This is a genomic window from Stutzerimonas stutzeri (assembly GCF_002890915.1).
GTDB lineage: Bacteria > Pseudomonadota > Gammaproteobacteria > Pseudomonadales > Pseudomonadaceae > Stutzerimonas > Stutzerimonas stutzeri_AF.
Genome location: NZ_POUT01000001.1, coordinates 673,447 through 692,275, shown reverse-complemented (window position 1 = coordinate 692,275; position 18,829 = coordinate 673,447). Strand labels below are relative to the sequence as shown.

Below are 18,829 nucleotides of genomic sequence, written 5' to 3'. Positions count from 1 at the left end.
AGGGATGGCTTGGCATAACGTTTCGACTCTGGTTGAGCGACCGGCTTTCGGGTTGTTGTGGATAACCGCAGACCCGACAGCTACAATGCCGCCTTCTTACCTCGACAGCGTCGATAGGAGATTCCGTGTCGGTGGAACTTTGGCAGCAGTGCGTGGAGCTCTTGCGCGATGAACTGCCTGCTCAGCAATTCAACACATGGATTCGTCCGCTCCAGGTAGAAGCCGAGGCTGACGAACTGCGGGTCTACGCGCCCAATCGCTTCGTACTCGACTGGGTCAACGAGAAGTACCTGTCGCGTCTGCTCGAACTGCTTTCCGAGCGTTCCACCGGGCTTGCCCCTGCACTCTCGCTGCTCATCGGCAGCAAGCGCACCGCTGCCGCCGCGCTTCCTTCCGCTGCCGCAGCGGCGGCTCGTGCCCAGCCGCAGCCGGTCCCCGTGGCCCCCAGCGCAATCGAGCAACCGCAGGCTGCACAGTTCGAGCCGCTGTCCGTCGCAACCGAAGAGCCCGAGGCTGCACCGCCGCGAGTCGAGCGCGCCGTGCAGGTGGAGGGCGGGCTCAAGCACACCAGCTATTTGAACCGCACCTTCACCTTCGAGAACTTCGTCGAGGGCAAATCCAACCAGTTGGCACGCGCCGCGGCCTGGCAGGTGGCGGACAATCCCAAGCACGGCTACAACCCGCTGTTCCTCTATGGTGGCGTCGGCCTCGGCAAGACCCACCTGATGCATGCGGTGGGCAATCACCTGCTGAAGAAGAACCCCAACGCCAAGGTGGTCTACCTGCACTCCGAGCGCTTCGTCGCCGACATGGTCAAGGCGCTGCAGCTCAACGCCATCAACGAATTCAAGCGTTTCTACCGCTCGGTGGACGCGCTGCTGATCGACGACATCCAGTTCTTCGCCAAGAAGGAACGCTCGCAGGAAGAGTTCTTCCATACCTTCAATGCGTTGCTCGAAGGTGGGCAGCAGGTCATCCTCACCAGCGATCGCTACCCCAAGGAGATCGACGGCCTGGAGGAGCGCCTGAAATCGCGTTTCGGCTGGGGCCTGACGGTGGCGGTCGAGCCGCCTGAGCTGGAAACCCGGGTGGCGATCCTGATGAAGAAGGCCGACCAGGCCAAGGTCGACCTGCCGCACGATGCGGCCTTCTTCATCGCCCAGCGTATACGTTCCAACGTGCGCGAACTCGAAGGCGCCCTGAAACGGGTGATCGCCCATGCCCACTTCATGGGCCGCGATATCACCATCGAGCTGATCCGCGAATCGCTGAAGGATCTGCTGGCGTTGCAGGACAAGCTCGTCAGCGTCGACAATATCCAGCGCACCGTGGCCGAGTACTACAAGATCAAGATATCCGATCTGTTGTCCAAGCGCCGTTCGCGTTCCGTCGCGCGGCCGCGGCAGGTGGCGATGGCGCTGTCCAAGGAATTGACCAACCACAGCCTGCCGGAGATCGGCGATGCGTTCGGTGGCCGGGATCACACCACGGTCCTGCATGCCTGCCGTAAGATCGCCGAACTTCGGGAAACTGACGCAGATATCCGCGAAGATTACAAGAATCTGCTGCGAACTTTGACAACCTGAGTGCGACCCATCTACTAGGCAAGGGACCAGACCATGCATTTCTCCATTCAGCGCGAAGCCCTGTTGAAACCCCTGCAGCTGGTTGCCGGCGTCGTCGAGCGGCGCCAGACCTTGCCGGTGCTGTCCAACGTCCTGCTGGTGGTGCAGGGACAGCAACTGTCGTTGACCGGTACCGACCTGGAAGTCGAGCTGGTCGGCCGGGTCGCCCTCGAGGATGCCGCCGAACCGGGCGAGATCACCGTGCCGGCACGCAAGCTGATGGACATCTGCAAGAGCCTGCCCAGTGATGCGCTGATCAGTATCCGCCTCGATGAGCAGAAGGTGGTAATCAAGTCCGGGCGCAGTCGTTTCACCCTGTCGACGCTGCCGGCCAACGATTTCCCCACGGTGGAAGAAGGTCCCGGCTCGCTGTCGTTCAGCGTCGAACAAGGCAAGCTGCGCCGCCTGATCGAGCGCAGCAGCTTCGCCATGGCGCAGCAGGACGTGCGTTACTACCTCAACGGCATGCTCATCGAGGTGTCCAGCGGCATGCTGCGCGCCGTGGCCACCGACGGCCATCGCCTGGCGATGTGTTCCATGCAGGCCGGCATCGAGCAGGCCGATCGTCATCAGGTCATCGTCCCGCGCAAGGGCATCCTCGAACTGGCGCGCCTGCTCAACGACCAGGACGCCGAGGTCAGCATCGTCCTGGGCCAGCACCACATTCGCGCCACCACCGGCGAGTTCACCTTCACTTCCAAGCTGGTCGACGGCAAGTTCCCCGACTACGAGCGCGTATTGCCGCGTGGCGGCGACAAGCTGGTGGTCGGTGACCGGCAGCTGCTGCGCGAGGCCTTCAGCCGCACCGCTATTCTCTCCAACGAGAAATACCGCGGCATCCGCCTGCAGCTGGAAAGCGGCCTGCTGAAAATCCAGGCCAACAACCCCGAGCAGGAAGAGGCCGAGGAAGAGGTGGCGGTCGACTACAATGGCGGCTCGCTGGAGATCGGTTTCAACGTCAGCTACCTGCTCGACGTGCTGGGCGTGATGACCACCGACCAGGTTCGCCTGATCCTTTCCGACGCCAACAGCAGCGCCCTGCTGCAGGAATTCGACAACGACGACTCGGCCTACGTCGTGATGCCGATGCGCCTGTAATCGTCGACCTGAATGTCCCTCAGTCGTATCTCCGTCACCGGGGTACGCAATCTGCACCCGGTGACGCTGACGCCCTCTCCTCGCATCAACATCCTCTTCGGCGATAACGGCAGCGGCAAGACCAGTCTGCTCGAGGCTATCCACCTGCTCGGCCTGGCCCGTTCGTTTCGCAGCATCCGCCTCAATCCGGTGATCGGCTACGAGCAGCCGGCCTGCACCGTGTTCGGCCAGGTGCAGCTGCCCGACGAGCACAGCCGCGCGCTGGGCATCTCGCGCGATCGCAGCGGCGAGGTGAGAATCCGTATCGACGGGCAGAGCGTTCGTTCGACCGCCGAGCTCGCCGATACCCTGCCCTTGCAGCTGATCAACCCGGACAGTTTCCGCCTGCTCGAAGGTGCGCCGAAGCTGCGTCGACAATTCCTCGACTGGGGTGTGTTCCACGTGGAACATCGCTTTCTCGGTGCCTGGCAACGGCTGCAACAGGCCCTGCGGCAACGGAACTCGTGGCTGCGGCATGGTACACTTGACGGCGCTTCGGAAGCGGCCTGGAGCCGGGAACTGGCGCTGGCGAGCGACGAGATCGACGGCTATCGGCGCGCCTATATCCAGGCGCTGAAACCGGTCTTCGAAAGAACGCTCGACACGCTGCTGGAGCTCGATGGGCTGACGCTCAGTTATTACCGTGGATGGGACAAGGAGCGCACGCTCAGCGAGGTGCTGGCGGCTTCCCTGGAGCGCGATCGAGCGTTGGGACATACCCAGTCCGGACCTCAACGCGCCGACCTGCGGCTGAGAATGGGCAACCATAACGCGGCTGAAGTTCTGTCGCGCGGCCAACAGAAGCTGGTGGTGTGTGCCTTGCGCATTGCCCAGGGCCACCTCGTCAGCGAGGCGAAGCGTGGGCAGTGCATCTACCTGGTCGACGACCTGCCGTCCGAACTGGACGAGCAGCATCGGCTGGCGTTGTGCAGGTTGCTCGAGCAACTGGACTGTCAGGTGTTCATTACCTGTGTCGATTCAACTGTTTTGCAAGCAGGCTGGTGCGAACAGACACCAGTCTCAATGTTTCACGTGGAACATGGGCATATCAGCCAAGTCCACGGCCCCTCGGGAGTGAAGGCATGAGCGAAAACCACACGTACGATTCGTCGAGCATCAAGGTACTCAAAGGCCTCGATGCCGTGCGCAAGCGTCCCGGCATGTACATCGGCGATACCGACGACGGCACCGGTCTGCACCACATGGTCTTCGAGGTCGTCGATAACTCGATCGACGAAGCCCTGGCCGGCCACTGCAGTGACATCTCCATCACCATTCATGTCGATGAATCCATCACCGTGCGTGACAACGGTCGCGGCATTCCGGTGGACCTCCATAAGGAAGAAGGTGTCTCGGCGGCCGAGGTCATCATGACCGTACTGCACGCCGGTGGTAAGTTCGACGACAACTCCTACAAGGTTTCCGGCGGCCTGCATGGTGTGGGGGTGTCGGTGGTCAATGCACTGTCCGAGGAGCTGCTGCTGACGATCCGCCGCGAAGGCAAGGTCTGGGAACAGCTGTACCGCCACGGCGTGCCGCAGGCGCCGCTTGCCGCAGTCGGCGAGACCGATACCTCGGGCACCGAAATCCACTTCAAGCCTTCGGCCGAGACCTTCCAGAACATCCACTTCAGCTGGGACATCCTGGCCAAGCGCCTGCGCGAGCTGTCCTTCCTCAACTCCGGGGTTGGTATCGTCCTGCGTGACGAGCGCAGCGCCAAGGAAGAACTGTTCAAGTACGAAGGCGGCCTGAGCGCCTTCGTCAGCTACCTCAACACCAACAAGACCGCGGTCAACCAGGTGTTCCACTTCAACGTGCAGCGCGACGACGGCGTCGGTGTCGAGGTGGCGCTGCAGTGGAACGACAGCTTCAACGAGAACATCCTCTGCTTCACCAACAACATCCCGCAACGCGATGGCGGCACCCACCTGGCCGGCTTCCGCTCGGCGCTGACCCGCAACCTGAACGCCTACATCGAGCAGGAAGGCCTGGCGAAGAAGCACAAGATCTCCACCACCGGCGACGATGCGCGCGAGGGCCTGACGGCGATCATCTCGGTGAAGGTGCCGGACCCCAAGTTCAGCTCACAGACCAAGGACAAGCTGGTCTCCTCCGAGGTGAAGACTGCGGTGGAACAGGAGATGGGCAAGTACTTCGCCGACTTCCTGCTCGAGCATCCCAACGAGGCCAAGGCCGTGGTCGGCAAGATGATCGACGCCGCCCGTGCCCGCGAGGCCGCGCGCAAGGCCCGGGAAATGACCCGGCGCAAGGGCGCGCTGGATATCGCCGGCCTGCCGGGCAAGCTCGCCGACTGCCAGGAGAAGGATCCTGCGCTGTCCGAACTCTACATCGTGGAGGGTGATTCCGCGGGTGGCTCGGCCAAGCAGGGGCGCAACCGCAAGACCCAGGCTATCCTGCCGCTCAAGGGCAAGATCCTCAACGTCGAGAAGGCGCGCTTCGACAAGATGCTGTCCTCCCAGGAAGTCGGTACGCTGATCACCGCGCTGGGCTGCGGCATCGGGCGCGAGGAGTACAACATCGACAAGCTGCGCTACCACAACATCATCATCATGACCGATGCCGACGTCGACGGCTCGCACATCCGCACCCTGCTGCTGACCTTCTTCTTCCGCCAGCTGCCGGAGCTGATCGAGCGTGGCTACGTGTATATCGCCCAGCCGCCGCTGTACAAGGTCAAGCGTGGCAAGCAGGAGCAGTACATCAAGGACGACGAGGCGATGGAGGAATACCTGACCCAGTCCGCCCTGGAAGATGCCAGCCTGCACGTCAACGAAGACGCCCCTGGCCTCAACGGCGAGGCGCTGGAGAAGCTGGTCAACGACTACCGCACGGTGATGAAAACGCTGCAGCGCCTGTCGCGGCTGTATCCGCAGGAGCTGACCGAGCACTTCATCTACCTGCCGCGGGTATCGGTCGAGCAACTGGCCGACCAGGCCGCCATGCAGGCCTGGCTGGAGCAGTACGCCGCACTGCTCAAGAATGTGGAGCGCTCCGGCCTCGTCTATAACGCCAGTCTGCGTGAAGACAAGGAGCGCCACCTGTGGCTGCCCGAAGTGGAAATCAGCTCTCACGGGCTGGCCAGCTACATCACCTTCAACCGTGACTTCTTCGCCAGCAACGATTACCGCACCGTCACCGCGCTGGGCGAGAAACTCAATAGCCTGCTCGAGGAAGGTGCCTACGTGCAGCGCGGCGAACGCAAGAAGCCCGTGGCCAGCTTCAAGGAAGCGCTCGACTGGCTGATGGCAGAAGGCACGCGCCGGCACAGTGTCCAGCGCTACAAGGGGTTGGGCGAAATGAACCCGGATCAGCTGTGGGAAACCACCATGGACCCGAACGTGCGCCGCATGCTCAAGGTGACGATCGACGATGCGATTGCTGCCGATCAGATCTTCAATACGCTGATGGGCGATGCCGTCGAACCGCGTCGTGATTTCATCGAAACCAATGCGCTGGCGGTGTCGAACCTGGATTTCTGATTTCCTCTTCGGTGCTTCGAACGAAACCCGGTCCCTGGACCGGGTTTTTTATGCGAGATAGACAATCTGCATCGCCCCGACTGGTTTAATCAATTTCGAAAACAGCCCTTGTCGGCATAAGGTTATCCCCATCGAAAGTTACTTACCTTACCGCCCGATGGGCAGCCAAAATTCAAGCGGGGTATAGCCTAATGTTGGACACCACTCTCAAGACCCAGTTGAAAGCCTACCTGGAGAAGGTCACGCAGCCCTTCGAGATCGTCGCGTCCCTCGATGACGGCGAGAAATCCCAAGAGCTGCTGGGCCTGCTGCAGGACATCGCCGGCCTCAGCGACAAGATCACCCTCAGGACCGATGGCGACGACGCACGCAAACCGTCGTTCGCCCTCAACCGCCTTGGCGGCGACATCGGCCTGCGCTTCGCCGGCATCCCCATGGGCCACGAATTCACCTCGCTGGTGCTGGCCCTGCTGCAGGTCGGCGGCCACCCGTCGAAGACCGCGGCGGACGTGATCGAGCAGATCAAGGCCCTCGACGGCGACTACCGCTTCGAAACCTACTTCTCGCTGTCCTGCCAGAACTGCCCGGACGTGGTCCAGGCGCTGAACCTGATGGCCGTGCTCAACCCGAACGTCAAGCACGTCGCCATCGACGGCGCGCTGTTCCAGGACGAAGTCGAAGCCCGCCAGATCATGTCGGTGCCGAGCATCTACCTCAACGGCGAACCCTTCGCCCAGGGCCGCATGAGCGAGGAAGAAATCCTCGCCAAGCTCGACACCGGCTCCAGCGCCCGTGATGCGGAGAAACTCAATGCCCGCGACGCCTTCGACGTGCTGGTGGTCGGCGGTGGCCCGGCCGGTGCCGCAGCGGCCATCTACGCCGCGCGCAAGGGCATCCGTACCGGTGTCGCGGCCGAGCGCTTCGGCGGCCAGGTGCTGGACACCATGGCCATCGAGAACTTCATCTCGGTGAAGGAAACCGAAGGCCCGAAACTGGCCCGCGCACTGGAAGAGCACGTGCGCGAGTACGAGGTCGACATCCTCAACCTGCAGCGCGCCAGCCAGCTGATCCCGGCCGGCGCCGACGGCCTACACCGCGTCCGGTTCGACAACGGCGGCGAACTCAAGGCCAAGACCCTGATCCTCGCCACCGGTGCGCGCTGGCGCGAGATGAACGTGCCCGGCGAGCAGCAATACCGTGGCCGTGGCGTGGCCTACTGCCCGCACTGCGACGGCCCGCTGTTCAAGGGCAAGCGCGTGGCGGTGATCGGCGGCGGCAACTCCGGCGTGGAAGCGGCCATCGACCTGGCCGGCATCGTCGCCCACGTCACCCTGCTGGAGTTCGGCGAGGACTTGCGGGCCGACGCGGTGCTGCAGCGCAAACTGCAGAGCCTGGCCAACGTCACCATCCTGAAAATGGCGCAGACCACCGAAGTCCAGGGCGACGGGCAGAAAGTCACCGGCCTGCTCTACAAGGACCGCGCCACGGATGAAATGCACAGCGTGGCACTGGAAGGCATCTTCGTGCAGATCGGCCTGCTGCCCAACAGCGACTGGCTCAAGGGCAGCGTGGAACTGAGCCCGTACGGCGAAATCATCGTCGACGCCAAGGGCCAGACCAGCCTCCCCGGCGTATTCGCCGCGGGCGACGTGACCACGGTGCCGTACAAGCAGATCGTCATCGCCATGGGCGAAGGGGCCAAGGCCTCGCTGAGCGCCTTCGATCACCTGATCCGGACGTCGGCGCCGGCCTGAGGCCGGTCGCCACAGCGGCACCCCCTGGAAAGGGAGCGGATGCGAGTCCGCTCCCTTTTTTTTCGTGGCGGGCCTGCTTCACCGTGAGGGCGTCCAAAGGGGCGGCCGTAGGACGCGCTCCGGCGCATCAGCGGCGCGTTGCTTGATGTTCCGCTCGTTGGGCTTCGCGCTGCTCAACCCAACCTACAAGAGTCAGCCCAAGCCGCGTCTGCTGCCTGGAGGCAAGCGCGTAGGTTGGGTTGAGGTGCGCAGCAGCAAAGCCCAACGCTTAGCGAGGCGACGTTGTCACAAGAGGCCGAGCGTAGCGAAGCATTGCTTGATGCTCCGGCTCGTTGGGCTTCGCGTTGCTCAACCCAACCTACAAGAGCCAGTCCAAGCCTTGCTCAGGCCACGCGCCCTGCCCTGCCGTAGACTCTCCAGGCGCTCACTCCGGCTTGCTGAGCACGCAGCAATTGCGCCCGGCGTTCTTCGCCTGGTAGAGCGCCTGGTCGGCGCGCTGCAGCAGGCGCTCGTAGTCGGGATGGCCATCGTGTACCGCCATGCCGATGCTCACCGTCACGCTCAATTCGCCGCCCTGCGGCAGGCGGAAGCGTTCCCTGGCGATGCGCTCGCGCAGCTTCTCCGCGGCGCGCAGTGCCTTTTCGGCGTCGATGTCCACCAGTACCAGGAGAAACTCCTCGCCGCCGAGGCGGAACGCATAGTCGCCACCCCGGGTGTTGGCGGCGAGCAGCGTGGCGACCTGCTGCAGGATCAGGTCGCCGCCGTCGTGGCCATGGCAGTCGTTGATCTTCTTGAAATGATCGACATCGATGATCAGCACGCCGAAGGTGTTGCCGGACTGGCGGCTGTAGAGCACTTCCTTGCCCATCACCACCGGCAGGAACTTGCGGTTGAGCAGGCGCGTCAGCACGTCGCGACCGGCCTCGAGGTCGTTGGCCTGCTCGAACAGGCTGTCGAGGAGGAACTTGATCGAGCGGGTATGCTCGCGAATCTGGTGCAGCGCCGGCAGGTGGCCGCTGCTCCCGGGCGCCTGCGCCGCGAGGCCGGCCAGGCCCCGGTCGATCTGCTCGATGTAGTCGAGAATGCTGGCGCTTTCCGGCGAACCCTGGAAGGCATGCGAGGCCTTGTGGCGGAACCACAGGCCGAACTCCGAACCGGCCAGTTGCGGCAGCATGCCGCCGGTGTTGCCGATGGCCAGGTCGAACATCAACTGGTTTTCCCAGTCCAGCAGCGCGGCGCGCTGACGCTCCTTCTCGGCACCGATGTTCTGCGATACCGAGAACAGCCGGTAGGCTTCCTCGGCCCGCGAGTTGCGGTCATGCGACTGGGAGAAGGCGAAGCAGATGATCTCCACCGCCAGGTCGATGATGTCCGCGCCCATTCGCGCCGCCTTGCGCCGCACCGGCTCGTCCAGGCCGCGCTGCTCCAGCAGCTGGCGCAGGCGCCCCTTGAGCGAGCGGGCTCCGCGCAGTACCAGGCTGACCGGAATCTCGATCCGCGCATGAATTTCGCCGATCTTGCGCTGCAGGTCGACGACGGCATCCAGGTCGCTCTGCGCGGTGGCGGAAAAGATCGTCATGATCCAGTTCTGCATGGACTGGCCGAGGCGGTTCTTCACCTGTTCATGGGACAGGAAGCTGGCCGAGTGCGGGTCGGCCAACATCTGCTCGTAGAAGTAGCGCGCCAGTTCGGCGCTGCTTGCTTCCGCTGCGGCGTGCAGGGCGGCGGCGGCCTCGGCGGGGTGTTCGTCCAGCAGGCGCAGCCATTCGGCGACCAGCTGATGGTTGGGAATCTGCTGCATACGAGACTCGTGTAGAGGGGCAGACTTCCGTGTCGCGCCGTGGAAAAAGGTCAGTCGCCCGGACGACCCTGGGCTTCGAGCTGCTGCACCTGGGCGTTCACCCAATCCTCGGCGCGCTGGTTGAGCTCGGCGATGGCGCGCGGGCTCCCGCTTTCGCCGTGCATGGTCGGGCCGATGACCACCTGAATGGTGCCCGGGCGCTTGCCCCAACCGGCCTTGGGCCAGAACATGCCGGCGTTGTGGGCGATCGGCAGTACCGGCAGGTTGGCATTGATCGCCAGCGCTGCGCCGCTGCGCGAGAACTTGGCCGGCTGGCCGACCGGTACCCGGGTGCCTTCCGGGAAGATCAGCACCCAGGCGCCCTGCTCCAGCCGCTCGTGGCCCTGCTTGGCGACCTGGCGCAGGGCTGCCTTGGGATTGTCGCGATCGATGGCGATGGGCTTGAGCAGCATGATCGCCCAGCCGAAGAAGGGCACCCGCAGCAGCTCGCGCTTGAGCACCTGGGTCAGCGGCTCGAAATACGCCGAGAGGAAGAAGGTTTCCCAAGTGCTCTGGTGCTTGGCCAGGATCACGCAGGGACGCGCCGGGATGTTTTCCGCGCCGTGCACTTCATAGCGCAGGCCGACCAGGGTCCTGGCCAGCCAGACGGCGCAGCGGCACCAGTTCTGCACCACGAAGCGGTAGCGTGCGCGGAAGCCCATGAACGGTGCGCAGGCCAGACTGACCAGGCACCAGGCGAAGGCGGTGAACGCCAGCAGGAAATAGAACAGCGCGATGCGCAGGGGCAGCAGGCTCATCGAGAACTCTCGAGTAGATGATCGACAACGGCGGCCAGGTCATCGAAGACCTGCGTGCCCGGCGGCAGCGCGCCTTCCAGCGTCCGCAGGCCCTTGCCGGTCCTGACCAGGTAGGGCACGCCACCGAGCAGCATGCCGGCATGCAGGTCACGATGGCTGTCGCCGACCACCGGGACGCCCTTGAGGTCCGCCAGGCCGAAGTGCTCGGCGATGCTGCGGTACATCCCCGGCTTGGGCTTGCGGCACTCGCAGCCGTCGTCCGGGCCGTGCGGGCAGTGCACGATCAGATCGATGCGCCCGCCCTGCTCCATCACCAGTTGCTGCATCTTGAAATGCATGTCGCCGAGGGTGCTCGCATCGAACTTGCCGCGCGCCACACCGGACTGGTTGGTGGCCACCGCCACCGTCCAGCCGGCCTTGCACAGCCGCGCGATGGCCTCCAGCGAGCCCGGGATGGGGATCCACTCGTCCACCGACTTGACGTACGCGTCGGAGTCCTCGTTGATCACGCCGTCGCGGTCCAGCACGATCAGCTTCACCGGCTTAGCCAAGTGCGGAAATATCGGCAACGCCAAGGAACAGTCCTCTCAACCGGGCCAGCAAGGCGTAACGGTTGGCGCGCACCGAGGCATCCTCGGCATTCACCAGCACCGCCTCGAAGAAGGCATCCACCGGGCCGCGCAGGTGCGCCAGGCGCTCCAGTGCCTCGCGGTACTGACGTGCCGCGGCGAGCGGCTGCACGGCCTGCTCGGCCTGCTGGATCGCCGAGTACAGCGAGAACTCGGTGGCGTTGTCGAACCAGCGTGGCTCCACGGCCTCCGGCAGCCCGGCTTCGAACTTGCCGAGCAGGTTGGAGACGCGCTTGTTGGCCGCGGCCAGCGCCTCGGCTTCCGGCAGCGTGCGGAAGGCCTGCACCGCCTGCACGCGCTGATCGAAGTCCAGCGCCGATCCGGGCTGCACGGCACGCACCGAGAGGTAGGCGGCGACGTCGACGCCCTCGTCCTCGTAGCGCGCACGCAGGCGGTCGAAGATGAACTCCAGCACCTGATCGGCGAGGCCGGCCGACTTGACCTGTGTACCGAACTGGCCGATGGCGACGTTCACCGCCTCGACCAGGTCCAGGTCCAGCTGCTTCTCGATGAGGATGCGCAGCACGCCGAGGGCGGCGCGGCGCAGGGCGTAGGGGTCCTTGGAGCCGGTCGGCAGCATGCCGATGCCGAATATCCCGACCAGGGTGTCGAGCTTGTCCGCCACTGCCACCGCGGCACCGGTCAGGGTGCTCGGCAGCTCGCCACCGGCGCCACGCGGCATGTACTGCTCGTTCAGCGCCAGTGCAACGTCCTCAGGCTCGCCCTCGTTGAGCGCATAGTAGTAGCCGGCGATGCCCTGCATCTCCGGAAACTCGCCAACCATCTCGGTGGCCAGGTCGGCCTTGCTCAGCAGGCCGGCACGCATGGCGCGCGCCTTGTCGCCGCCGGTGCGCTCGGCGATCAGCCCGGCCAGGCGCGAGACGCGCTCGGCCTTGTCGAACACGGTGCCGAGCTGGGCCTGGAACACCACGTTCTTCAGCCGCTCGTTGAAGCGTTCCAACGGCTGCTTCTTGTCCTGCTTGAAGAAGAACTCGGCGTCGGTCAGGCGCGGGCGCACCACCTTCTCGTTGCCGGCGACGATCTGCGCCGGGTCCTTCGATTCGATGTTGGCCACGGTGATGAAGCGCGGCAGCAGCTTGCCGTCGGCGTCGACCAGGCAGAAATACTTCTGGTTGTCCTGCATGGTGGCGATCAGCGCTTCCTGCGGCACCTCGAGGAAGCGTTCTTCGAACGAGCAGACCAGCGGCACCGGCCACTCCACCAGCGCGGTGACCTCATCGAGCAGCGCCGGCGGCACGATGGCCGTACCGCTCTGCTCGCTGGCCAGCTGCTCGACGCGCTGGGCGATCAGCGCGCGGCGCTCGGCGAAGTCGGCGATCACATGAGCGCCGCGCAGGTCTTCCAGGTAGCTTGCGGGCTTGGAGATATGCACCTGACCCGGGCTGTGGAAGCGATGGCCGCGGGATTCGCGGCCGGCGCGCTGGGCGAGGATCTCGCAATCGATCACCTGCTCGCCGAACAGCATCACCAGCCACTGGGTCGGACGGACGAACTCGTCCTTGCGTGCGGCCCAGCGCATGCGCTTGGGAATCGGCAGGTCGTTCAGCGAAGCCTCGACGATGGCCGGCAGCAGCTGGGCGGCGGGCTGGCCTTCGATGGTGCGGCTGAACTTGAGCTTCGGCCCGCTGCGGTCGATTTCGGCGAGATCGACGCCGCACTTGCGGGCGAAGCCCAGGGCGGCCTGGGTCGGCTCGCCGTCGGCATCGAAGGCGGCCTGCAGCGGCGGGCCGTCGAGGTTGATGCTGCGGTCCGGCTGCTGGGTCGCCAGCTGCTCGACCAGTACCGCCAGGCGCCGTGGCGCGGCGTAGGCGCGGGCCTTGACGAAGCCCAGGCCGGCGTCCTTCAGGCCCTTCTCGATGCCGGCGCAGAAGGCTTCGGCCAGCTTGGCGAGCGCCTTCGGTGGCAGTTCTTCGGTACCCAGTTCGACGAGGAAATCCAGTGCACTCATTCTGCAGCCTCCAGCTTGGCCAGCACTTCGTCACGCAGTTCGGGGGTGGCCATGGGGAAGCCGAGTTTGGCGCGGGCCAGCAGGTAGCTCTGGGCGATCGAACGGGCCAGGCTGCGCACGCGCAGGATGTACTGCTGGCGCGCGGTGACCGAAATGGCGCGACGGGCATCGAGCAGGTTGAAGGTGTGCGAGGCCTTGACCACCATCTCGTAGGCCGGCAGCGGCAGCTCGGCGGCCATCAGCCGGTTGGCTTCGCTCTCGTAGAAATCGAAGAGTTCGAACAGCTTCGGCACATTGGCGTGCTCGAAGTTGTAGGTCGACTGCTCCACCTCGTTCTGGTGGAACACATCGCCGTAGGTCACGGTGCCGAACGGACCGTCGGCCCAGATCAGGTCGTAGACCGAGTCGACACCCTGCAGGTACATGGCCAGGCGCTCCAGGCCATAGGTGATTTCACCGGTGACCGGGTAGCACTCGACGCCGCCGACCTGCTGGAAGTAGGTGAACTGGGTGACTTCCATGCCGTTGAGCCACACCTCCCAGCCCAGACCCCAGGCGCCGAGGGTCGGCGATTCCCAGTTGTCCTCGACGAAACGCACGTCGTGCACCGAGGTGTCGACGCCGATGCGACGCAGCGACTCCAGGTACAGGTCCTGGATGTTGTCCGGGTTGGGCTTCAACACCACCTGGAACTGGTAGTAGTGCTGCAGGCGGTTGGGGTTTTCGCCGTAGCGGCCGTCGGCCGGGCGGCGCGAGGGCTGGACGTAGGCGGCGTTCCAGGTCTCCGGGCCGATGGCGCGCAGGAAGGTGGCGGTGTGGAAGGTACCGGCGCCCATTTCCATGTCATAGGGCTGCAGGACCACGCAGCCCTGCTCGGCCCAGTAGCTTTGCAGGGCGAGGATCAGGTCTTGGAAGGTGCGCACGGCAGGCGTAGTCTGGCTCAAAATTTCACCTGTGCTGGGCTTCGACAGAAAGCCTCGAAGTATACCCCCCGCATGGCTGCGCTTGCGATGGTTTCGGCCATCGGACGAGCCCTGCGCAAGGAGACCACATGCCACGTTGCGCCTGGTGCGGCACGGATCCGCTGTACATCGACTACCACGACCACGAGTGGGGCGTGCCGACCCGCGACCCGCAGGTGTTGTTCGAATTCCTCCTGCTCGAAGCCTTCCAGGCGGGGCTGTCATGGATCACCGTGCTGCGCAAGCGCGAACGCTACCGGCAGGTGCTGTTCGGCTTCGATGCCGAGCGCCTGGCGCGCCTCTCCGACGAGGAGATCGAGGCGCTGATGCAGGACCCCGGCATCATCCGCAACCGGCGCAAGCTGGAGGCCGCGCGCAGCAATGCCCGCGCCTGGCTGCAGCTGGAGAATCCGGTGGAGCTGCTCTGGTCCTTCGTCGAGGGTCGGCCGAAGATCAATTGCTTCGAACGCATCGACCAGGTGCCGGCGGTCACGCCCGAGGCCGAGGCCATGAGCCGCGCACTGAAGAAGGCCGGCTTCAGCTTTGTCGGGCCGACCATCTGCTACGCCTACATGCAGGCCTGCGGGATGGTCATGGACCACACCCTCGATTGCGACCGCCATGCGCAACTGAAGACGCCATGATCTCATCGCCCAGCGGCCGCATGCCGGAGACTTCCTCGCCTGTCACCCCGACGCGGGTTTTGCTGTCGAAGCCTGCGAACGCGACCTGCAGCACAGGCAGCGGCCGCGCCTTTACTGACTGCACGCGGCGCGATCGTTACACTTGACGCCTTTTCGAGTGTTGGAGTCTGTCCGTGGAAAAACTCAAGGGCGCTCTGGTGGTCGGCTCGCTGCGACTGTTCGCCCGCCTGCCCTGGCGCATGGTGCAGGGCCTCGGTTCGGCGATCGGCTGGCTGATGTGGAAGCTGCCGAACCGCTCGCGCGAGGTGGCGCGGATCAACCTGCACAAGTGCTTTCCCGAACTGGACGCCGCGGAGCTGGATGCCCTGCTCGCCCGTACCCTGCGCGAAACCGGCAAGACCTTCACCGAAAGCGCCTGCGCCTGGATCTGGCCGGCGGACAAGACCCTGCGGCTGATCCGCCAGGTCGAGGGGCTGGAGGTGCTGGAGCAGGCGCTGGCCTCGGGCAAGGGCGTGGTCGGCATCACCAGCCACCTGGGCAACTGGGAAGTGCTCAATCATTTCTACTGCGCGCAGTGCAAGCCGATCATCTTCTACCGGCCGCCCAAGCTGAAGGCAGTGGACGACCTGCTGCAGCAGCAGCGTGTGCAGCTGGGCAACCGCGTCGCGCCGTCGACCCGCGAGGGCATCCTCAGTGTCATCAAGGAAGTGCGCCGCGGTGGCTCGGTGGGGATCCCCGCCGACCCCGAGCCGAGCGAAGGCAGCGGTCTGTTCGTGCCGTTCTTCGCCATTCAGGCGCTGACCAGCAAGTTCGTCCCGGGCATGCTCGCTGGCGGCAAGGCGGTCGGTGTGTTCCTCCATGCCTTGCGCCTGGAGGACGGTTCGGGCTTCAAGGTGATTCTCGAGGCGGCGCCCGAGGGAATGTACAGCGACGATAGCGAAACCGCGGTGGCGGCCATGAGTGCGACGATCGAGAAGTACGTGCGTGCCTATCCGAGCCAGTACATGTGGACCATGAAGCGCTTCAAGAAACGCCCGCCTGGCGAGAAGCGCTGGTACTAGGGGCCTGCCGGGGAAAAGAGAAGAACAACGACAACAAGGATGGCCCCATGCGCAATCAGCGACAGCACACCAGGACCAGCATCAAGTGCCGGATCCGCATCACCCATCCCACTTTCGGCGAGGTCTTCGCCCATACCCGCGACCTCTCCGATGGCGGCGTGTATGTCCGGCATCCACAGTTGCTGGTGCTGCAGCCGGGGGCCGTGGTGACCGGCCAGGTGCAGGACCTGCCGATCCCGGCGCCGGAGCTGCGGATGGTGGTGATGCGGGTGGATGCCGAAGGCGTCGGCCTGCAGTTCCTGCGCGACGATTGACGGTCGCCGGGCCGGGTTTCAGTCCGGGGTAAGCCGGTCGAGCCGGCGCAGGAACACGTTCATTTCCTTTTCCGCCTGCCGATCGCCATGGGCGATCGCCGCCGCGATGCCCCGCTCCCAGGCCTGGTGGGCGCCCTGCTTGTCGCCATCGGCCTGCAGCGCCTTGCCCAGCAGCTTCCAGGCGGCCGTGTATTTCGGATCGAGTTCGACGCAGCGGCGCAGGTGCTGCGCCGCCCTGCCCGGCTCGCCGGCATCGAGGTAACCCTTGCCCAGGCCGAAACGCAGCATGGGGTTGTCCATGCCTTGCGAGAGCATCTTTTCCAGGGATTCGAGCATGTCATGCCCCTTCGGCGGCCTTCGGGCCATTGGCTTCAAGTTAAGCAAAGCCGGGTGGAGTTGCCGTTAGTCTTTAGCCTAGTGCGTGGTCGCGACGAGCCGCCAGACGCTTCAATGCGCCTCGTTGACCGCGCTGAGGAACTCCCGGGTGCGTTCCTCGCGCGGCTGGTTGAACAGCTCGTCCGGCGTGCCTTGTTCATGGATGCGGCCCTGATGGAAGAAGCACACGCGATCGGCGAATTCGCGGGCGAAGCCCATCTGGTGGGTGACCATCAGCATGGTCAGGTTGTGCGCCTCGCCGAGCCGGCGGATGACGTTCAGCACCTCGCCGCACAGCTCCGGGTCCAGCGCCGAGGTCACCTCGTCGAACAGCATCACCTTCGGCCGCATGGCCAGCGCCCGGGCGATGGCCACGCGCTGCTGCTGGCCGCCGGAGAGCTGCGCGGGAAAATGCTCCAGCTTGTCTTCCAGGCCGACCATCGCCAGCAGCTCTTCGGCGCGCTGGCGGGCCTCGGCTTTGGTCAGCCCGAGCACCTGCACCGGCGCTTCCATGACGTTCTGCAGGGCATTCATGTGCGGGAACAGGTTGAAGCTCTGGAACACCATGCCGACCTTGCCGCGTATCCGCCGCAGGTGGCGGGCATTGGCGCGCACCAGCTGGCCGCTGGCATCGAGCATGTGCGTCAGCGGCTCGCCGTCGACCTCGATCACGCCTTCGTCGATTTCCTCCAGCGTCATCAGTACCCGCAGCAGGGTGGACTTGCCCGAGCCGCTGGGGCCGATGATGGCCACCTTCTCGCCCTCCTGCACGTCGAGGTCGAGGCCGTCGAGCACGGTGAGCTCGCCGTAGCGCTTGGTCACCCCGGCGAAACGCACCATGGGGCGCTCCGGCTGCTCCGGGCCGAGCGTCGGGCTCAGGGTTCCGTCAGGTTGCACTGGCGTATTCATCGGGCGGGCTCCATGCGGTTTTCCAGGCGGCGCACGCACCAGGCGAGGCCGAGGCTGAGGATGAGGAAGAACAGGCCGACCAGGGTGATCGGTTCCAGGTAGCGGAAGCTTTCCGAGCCGATGTTCTTGGCCCGCTGCATGATTTCCACCACGGTGATCGCCGAGAGCACCGGCGTGTCCTTGAGAATCGAGATCAGGTAGTTGCCCAGCGCCGGCAGCACCGGGCGCAGGGCCTGCGGCAGGATCACGTCGCGGTAGGCGGTCCAGGGCCGCATGTTCAATGCGGTCACCGCCTCCCACTGCGCGCGCGGCACCGCGTCCAGGCCGGCGCGGTAGACCTCGGCGGTGTAGCAGCCGTAATGCAGCGCGATGCCGATGACCCCGGCCTGCAGGGCCGTGAGGTTGAGGCCGTAGTTGGGCAGCACGTAGAAGAGGAAATACACCTGGATCAGCAGCGGCGTGCTGCGGATGAACTCGATCAGCCCGCCGACCGGCCAGGCCAGCCAGCGCTGGCGGCTGCGCCGGCCGATGGCGAGGAACAGGCCGAGCACCACGGCGATGGCGAAGCCGCCCAGGGCGATGCCGAGGGTGGTCAGCGAGGCGTCGAGCAGGCGCGGCAGGATCTCGCCGGCGAACTGCCAGTCGAACAGGTTCATGACAGCCCTCCGCGCATCCGGCCGCGCGCCAGGTGGCGTTCCAGCCGGCGCATGGCGAAGTTGATCGTCTGGGCGAGGGCGAAGTAGACGAGCAGCGCCAGGCCGAAGATTTCCAGCGTCATCAGCGTCGCCTGGTCCAGCTGGCGGGCGCGGAAGGCCAGGTCGGAGAGCGTGATCAGCGACACCAGCGAGGTGTTCTTCAGCAGCTCGATCAGCAGGTTGGTGCCCGGCGGGATCGCCGCCAGCAACGCCTGCGGCAGGATGATCCGGCGTAGGCGGGTAGCCGGCGTCATGTTCAGTGCCTGGCAGGCCTCGTGCTGGCCGCGGTGTACCGAGCGGATGGCGCCGCGCAGTACCTCGGCGCCATAGGCGCCGATGTTCAGGCCGAGGCCGAGCACGGCGACGGCGAAGGCGCTCAGCTCGAGATTGAACGGCGGCAGCGGCAGCACGAAATACAGCCAGAACAGCTGCACCAGTAGCGAGGAGCCGCGAAAGACTTCGATGTAGCCGATGGCCAGCCAGCGCAGCGGCGCGAGCGGCGACAGCCTGGCCAGCGCGGCGGTCAGCGCGCAGGCGATGGCCAGCAGGGAGCCGAAGAAGGTCACCTTGACGGTCACCCAGGCGCCCTGCAGCAGGAGGGGGAGTAGTTCGGTCATGTTGGCGCTATCCGGTTGCCGGAGCGCTGACCGAGGCTGC

The 18,829-nt window shown here is 65.1% G+C and carries 17 protein-coding genes; 8 read left to right on the top strand and 9 right to left on the bottom strand.

Features of this window, described 5'->3' with window-relative positions:
* Nucleotides 1-125 precede the first annotated feature (125 nt).
* The 5 genes from dnaA to ahpF all read left to right on the top strand — a co-directional run bounded on the left by dnaA (nucleotide 126) and on the right by ahpF (nucleotide 8,016).
* Nucleotides 126-1,586 carry a chromosomal replication initiator protein DnaA gene (gene dnaA, locus CXK94_RS03280; RefSeq protein ID WP_102893261.1) on the top strand — a complete coding sequence of 487 codons (1,461 nt, stop codon included), beginning with the start codon at nucleotides 126-128 and terminating at the stop codon, nucleotides 1,584-1,586.
* Between the two features lie 33 nt (nucleotides 1,587-1,619).
* The gene (gene dnaN / locus CXK94_RS03275) at nucleotides 1,620-2,723 is read left to right on the top strand and encodes a DNA polymerase III subunit beta (protein ID WP_102893260.1); all 1,104 of its coding nucleotides are present in this window, start codon (nucleotides 1,620-1,622) and stop codon (nucleotides 2,721-2,723) included.
* 12 nt (nucleotides 2,724-2,735) lie between these two features.
* Nucleotides 2,736-3,848, top strand: a complete 1,113-nt coding sequence (gene recF, locus CXK94_RS03270; protein WP_102893259.1) for a DNA replication/repair protein RecF — start codon at nucleotides 2,736-2,738, stop codon at nucleotides 3,846-3,848.
* Nucleotides 3,845-6,262, top strand: a complete 2,418-nt coding sequence (gyrB, locus tag CXK94_RS03265) for a DNA topoisomerase (ATP-hydrolyzing) subunit B (RefSeq protein WP_037038124.1) — start codon at nucleotides 3,845-3,847, stop codon at nucleotides 6,260-6,262. Before recF ends, gyrB begins: the two co-directional genes overlap by 4 nt.
* Nucleotides 6,263-6,453: 191 nt before the next feature.
* The gene (gene ahpF / locus CXK94_RS03260) at nucleotides 6,454-8,016 is read left to right on the top strand and encodes an alkyl hydroperoxide reductase subunit F (protein ID WP_102893258.1); all 1,563 of its coding nucleotides are present in this window, start codon (nucleotides 6,454-6,456) and stop codon (nucleotides 8,014-8,016) included.
* A 424-nt stretch (nucleotides 8,017-8,440) separates the two neighbouring features.
* Here the strand turns inward: ahpF and CXK94_RS03255 are convergent, their stop codons facing one another.
* From CXK94_RS03255 to glyQ, 5 genes are read right to left on the bottom strand one after another with little or no spacing between them, the layout of a single operon-like run.
* Nucleotides 8,441-9,817 carry a GGDEF domain-containing protein gene (locus tag CXK94_RS03255; protein WP_102893257.1) on the bottom strand — a complete coding sequence of 459 codons (1,377 nt, stop codon included), beginning with the start codon at nucleotides 9,815-9,817 and terminating at the stop codon, nucleotides 8,441-8,443.
* Nucleotides 9,818-9,867: 50 nt separating this feature from the next.
* Nucleotides 9,868-10,614: a lysophospholipid acyltransferase family protein gene (locus CXK94_RS03250; protein WP_102893256.1), complete on the bottom strand. Its 747-nt coding sequence runs from the start codon at nucleotides 10,612-10,614 to the stop codon at nucleotides 9,868-9,870.
* A complete protein-coding gene (gene gmhB / locus CXK94_RS03245; protein WP_102893255.1) occupies nucleotides 10,611-11,153 on the bottom strand; it encodes a D-glycero-beta-D-manno-heptose 1,7-bisphosphate 7-phosphatase in 543 nt (180 codons plus the stop codon). The genes CXK94_RS03250 and gmhB overlap by 4 nt, the downstream gene beginning before the upstream one ends.
* A 4-nt stretch (nucleotides 11,154-11,157) precedes the next feature.
* Nucleotides 11,158-13,212 carry a glycine--tRNA ligase subunit beta gene (gene glyS, locus CXK94_RS03240; RefSeq protein ID WP_102893254.1) on the bottom strand — a complete coding sequence of 685 codons (2,055 nt, stop codon included), beginning with the start codon at nucleotides 13,210-13,212 and terminating at the stop codon, nucleotides 11,158-11,160.
* Nucleotides 13,209-14,156: a glycine--tRNA ligase subunit alpha gene (gene glyQ / locus CXK94_RS03235; RefSeq protein ID WP_003284253.1), complete on the bottom strand. Its 948-nt coding sequence runs from the start codon at nucleotides 14,154-14,156 to the stop codon at nucleotides 13,209-13,211. Before glyQ ends, glyS begins: the two co-directional genes overlap by 4 nt.
* Before the next feature lie 107 nt (nucleotides 14,157-14,263).
* Here glyQ and CXK94_RS03230 point away from each other — a divergent pair, with 107 nt between their 5' ends.
* From CXK94_RS03230 to CXK94_RS03220, 3 genes are all read left to right on the top strand, one after another.
* A complete protein-coding gene (locus CXK94_RS03230; RefSeq protein ID WP_102893253.1) occupies nucleotides 14,264-14,818 on the top strand; it encodes a DNA-3-methyladenine glycosylase I in 555 nt (184 codons plus the stop codon).
* A gap of 173 nt (nucleotides 14,819-14,991) precedes the next feature.
* Entirely contained in the window at nucleotides 14,992-15,879 is an 888-nt protein-coding gene (locus tag CXK94_RS03225) for a lysophospholipid acyltransferase (RefSeq protein ID WP_102893252.1), read from the top strand.
* A gap of 47 nt (nucleotides 15,880-15,926) precedes the next feature.
* Complete coding sequence (locus CXK94_RS03220; protein WP_102893251.1) at nucleotides 15,927-16,193, top strand: PilZ domain-containing protein; 267 nt, start codon at nucleotides 15,927-15,929, stop codon at nucleotides 16,191-16,193.
* A gap of 18 nt (nucleotides 16,194-16,211) precedes the next feature.
* Here the strand turns inward: CXK94_RS03220 and CXK94_RS03215 are convergent, their stop codons facing one another.
* The 4 genes from CXK94_RS03215 to ehuC all read right to left on the bottom strand — a co-directional run bounded on the left by CXK94_RS03215 (nucleotide 16,212) and on the right by ehuC (nucleotide 18,789).
* Nucleotides 16,212-16,529, bottom strand: coding sequence for a tetratricopeptide repeat protein (locus CXK94_RS03215; RefSeq protein WP_037040843.1), 318 nt, complete (start codon nucleotides 16,527-16,529; stop codon nucleotides 16,212-16,214).
* 111 nt (nucleotides 16,530-16,640) lie between these two features.
* Nucleotides 16,641-17,477: an ectoine/hydroxyectoine ABC transporter ATP-binding protein EhuA gene (ehuA, locus tag CXK94_RS03210; RefSeq protein WP_102893250.1), complete on the bottom strand. Its 837-nt coding sequence runs from the start codon at nucleotides 17,475-17,477 to the stop codon at nucleotides 16,641-16,643.
* The gene (gene ehuD, locus CXK94_RS03205) at nucleotides 17,474-18,133 is read right to left on the bottom strand and encodes an ectoine/hydroxyectoine ABC transporter permease subunit EhuD (protein WP_037040848.1); all 660 of its coding nucleotides are present in this window, start codon (nucleotides 18,131-18,133) and stop codon (nucleotides 17,474-17,476) included. Before ehuD ends, ehuA begins: the two co-directional genes overlap by 4 nt.
* Nucleotides 18,130-18,789 carry an ectoine/hydroxyectoine ABC transporter permease subunit EhuC gene (ehuC, locus tag CXK94_RS03200; RefSeq protein WP_102893249.1) on the bottom strand — a complete coding sequence of 220 codons (660 nt, stop codon included), beginning with the start codon at nucleotides 18,787-18,789 and terminating at the stop codon, nucleotides 18,130-18,132. The genes ehuD and ehuC overlap by 4 nt, the downstream gene beginning before the upstream one ends.
* Between the last annotated feature and the right edge of the window lie 40 nt (nucleotides 18,790-18,829).

Coding starts and splice junctions, on each gene's coding strand:
- dnaN (WP_102893260.1), top strand. CDS start 1,620: ATGCATTTCTCCATTCAGCGCGAAGCCCTGTTGAAACCCCTGCAGCTG.
- ahpF (WP_102893258.1), top strand. CDS start 6,454: ATGTTGGACACCACTCTCAAGACCCAGTTGAAAGCCTACCTGGAGAAG.
- CXK94_RS03255 (WP_102893257.1), bottom strand. CDS start 9,817: ATGCAGCAGATTCCCAACCATCAGCTGGTCGCCGAATGGCTGCGCCTG.
- recF (WP_102893259.1), top strand. CDS start 2,736: ATGTCCCTCAGTCGTATCTCCGTCACCGGGGTACGCAATCTGCACCCG.
- ehuC (WP_102893249.1), bottom strand. CDS start 18,789: ATGACCGAACTACTCCCCCTCCTGCTGCAGGGCGCCTGGGTGACCGTC.
- CXK94_RS03220 (WP_102893251.1), top strand. CDS start 15,927: ATGCGCAATCAGCGACAGCACACCAGGACCAGCATCAAGTGCCGGATC.
- ehuD (WP_037040848.1), bottom strand. CDS start 18,133: ATGAACCTGTTCGACTGGCAGTTCGCCGGCGAGATCCTGCCGCGCCTG.
- CXK94_RS03215 (WP_037040843.1), bottom strand. CDS start 16,529: ATGCTCGAATCCCTGGAAAAGATGCTCTCGCAAGGCATGGACAACCCC.
- ehuA (WP_102893250.1), bottom strand. CDS start 17,477: ATGAATACGCCAGTGCAACCTGACGGAACCCTGAGCCCGACGCTCGGC.
- CXK94_RS03250 (WP_102893256.1), bottom strand. CDS start 10,614: ATGAGCCTGCTGCCCCTGCGCATCGCGCTGTTCTATTTCCTGCTGGCG.
- gyrB (WP_037038124.1), top strand. CDS start 3,845: ATGAGCGAAAACCACACGTACGATTCGTCGAGCATCAAGGTACTCAAA.
- glyS (WP_102893254.1), bottom strand. CDS start 13,212: ATGAGTGCACTGGATTTCCTCGTCGAACTGGGTACCGAAGAACTGCCA.
- CXK94_RS03230 (WP_102893253.1), top strand. CDS start 14,264: ATGCCACGTTGCGCCTGGTGCGGCACGGATCCGCTGTACATCGACTAC.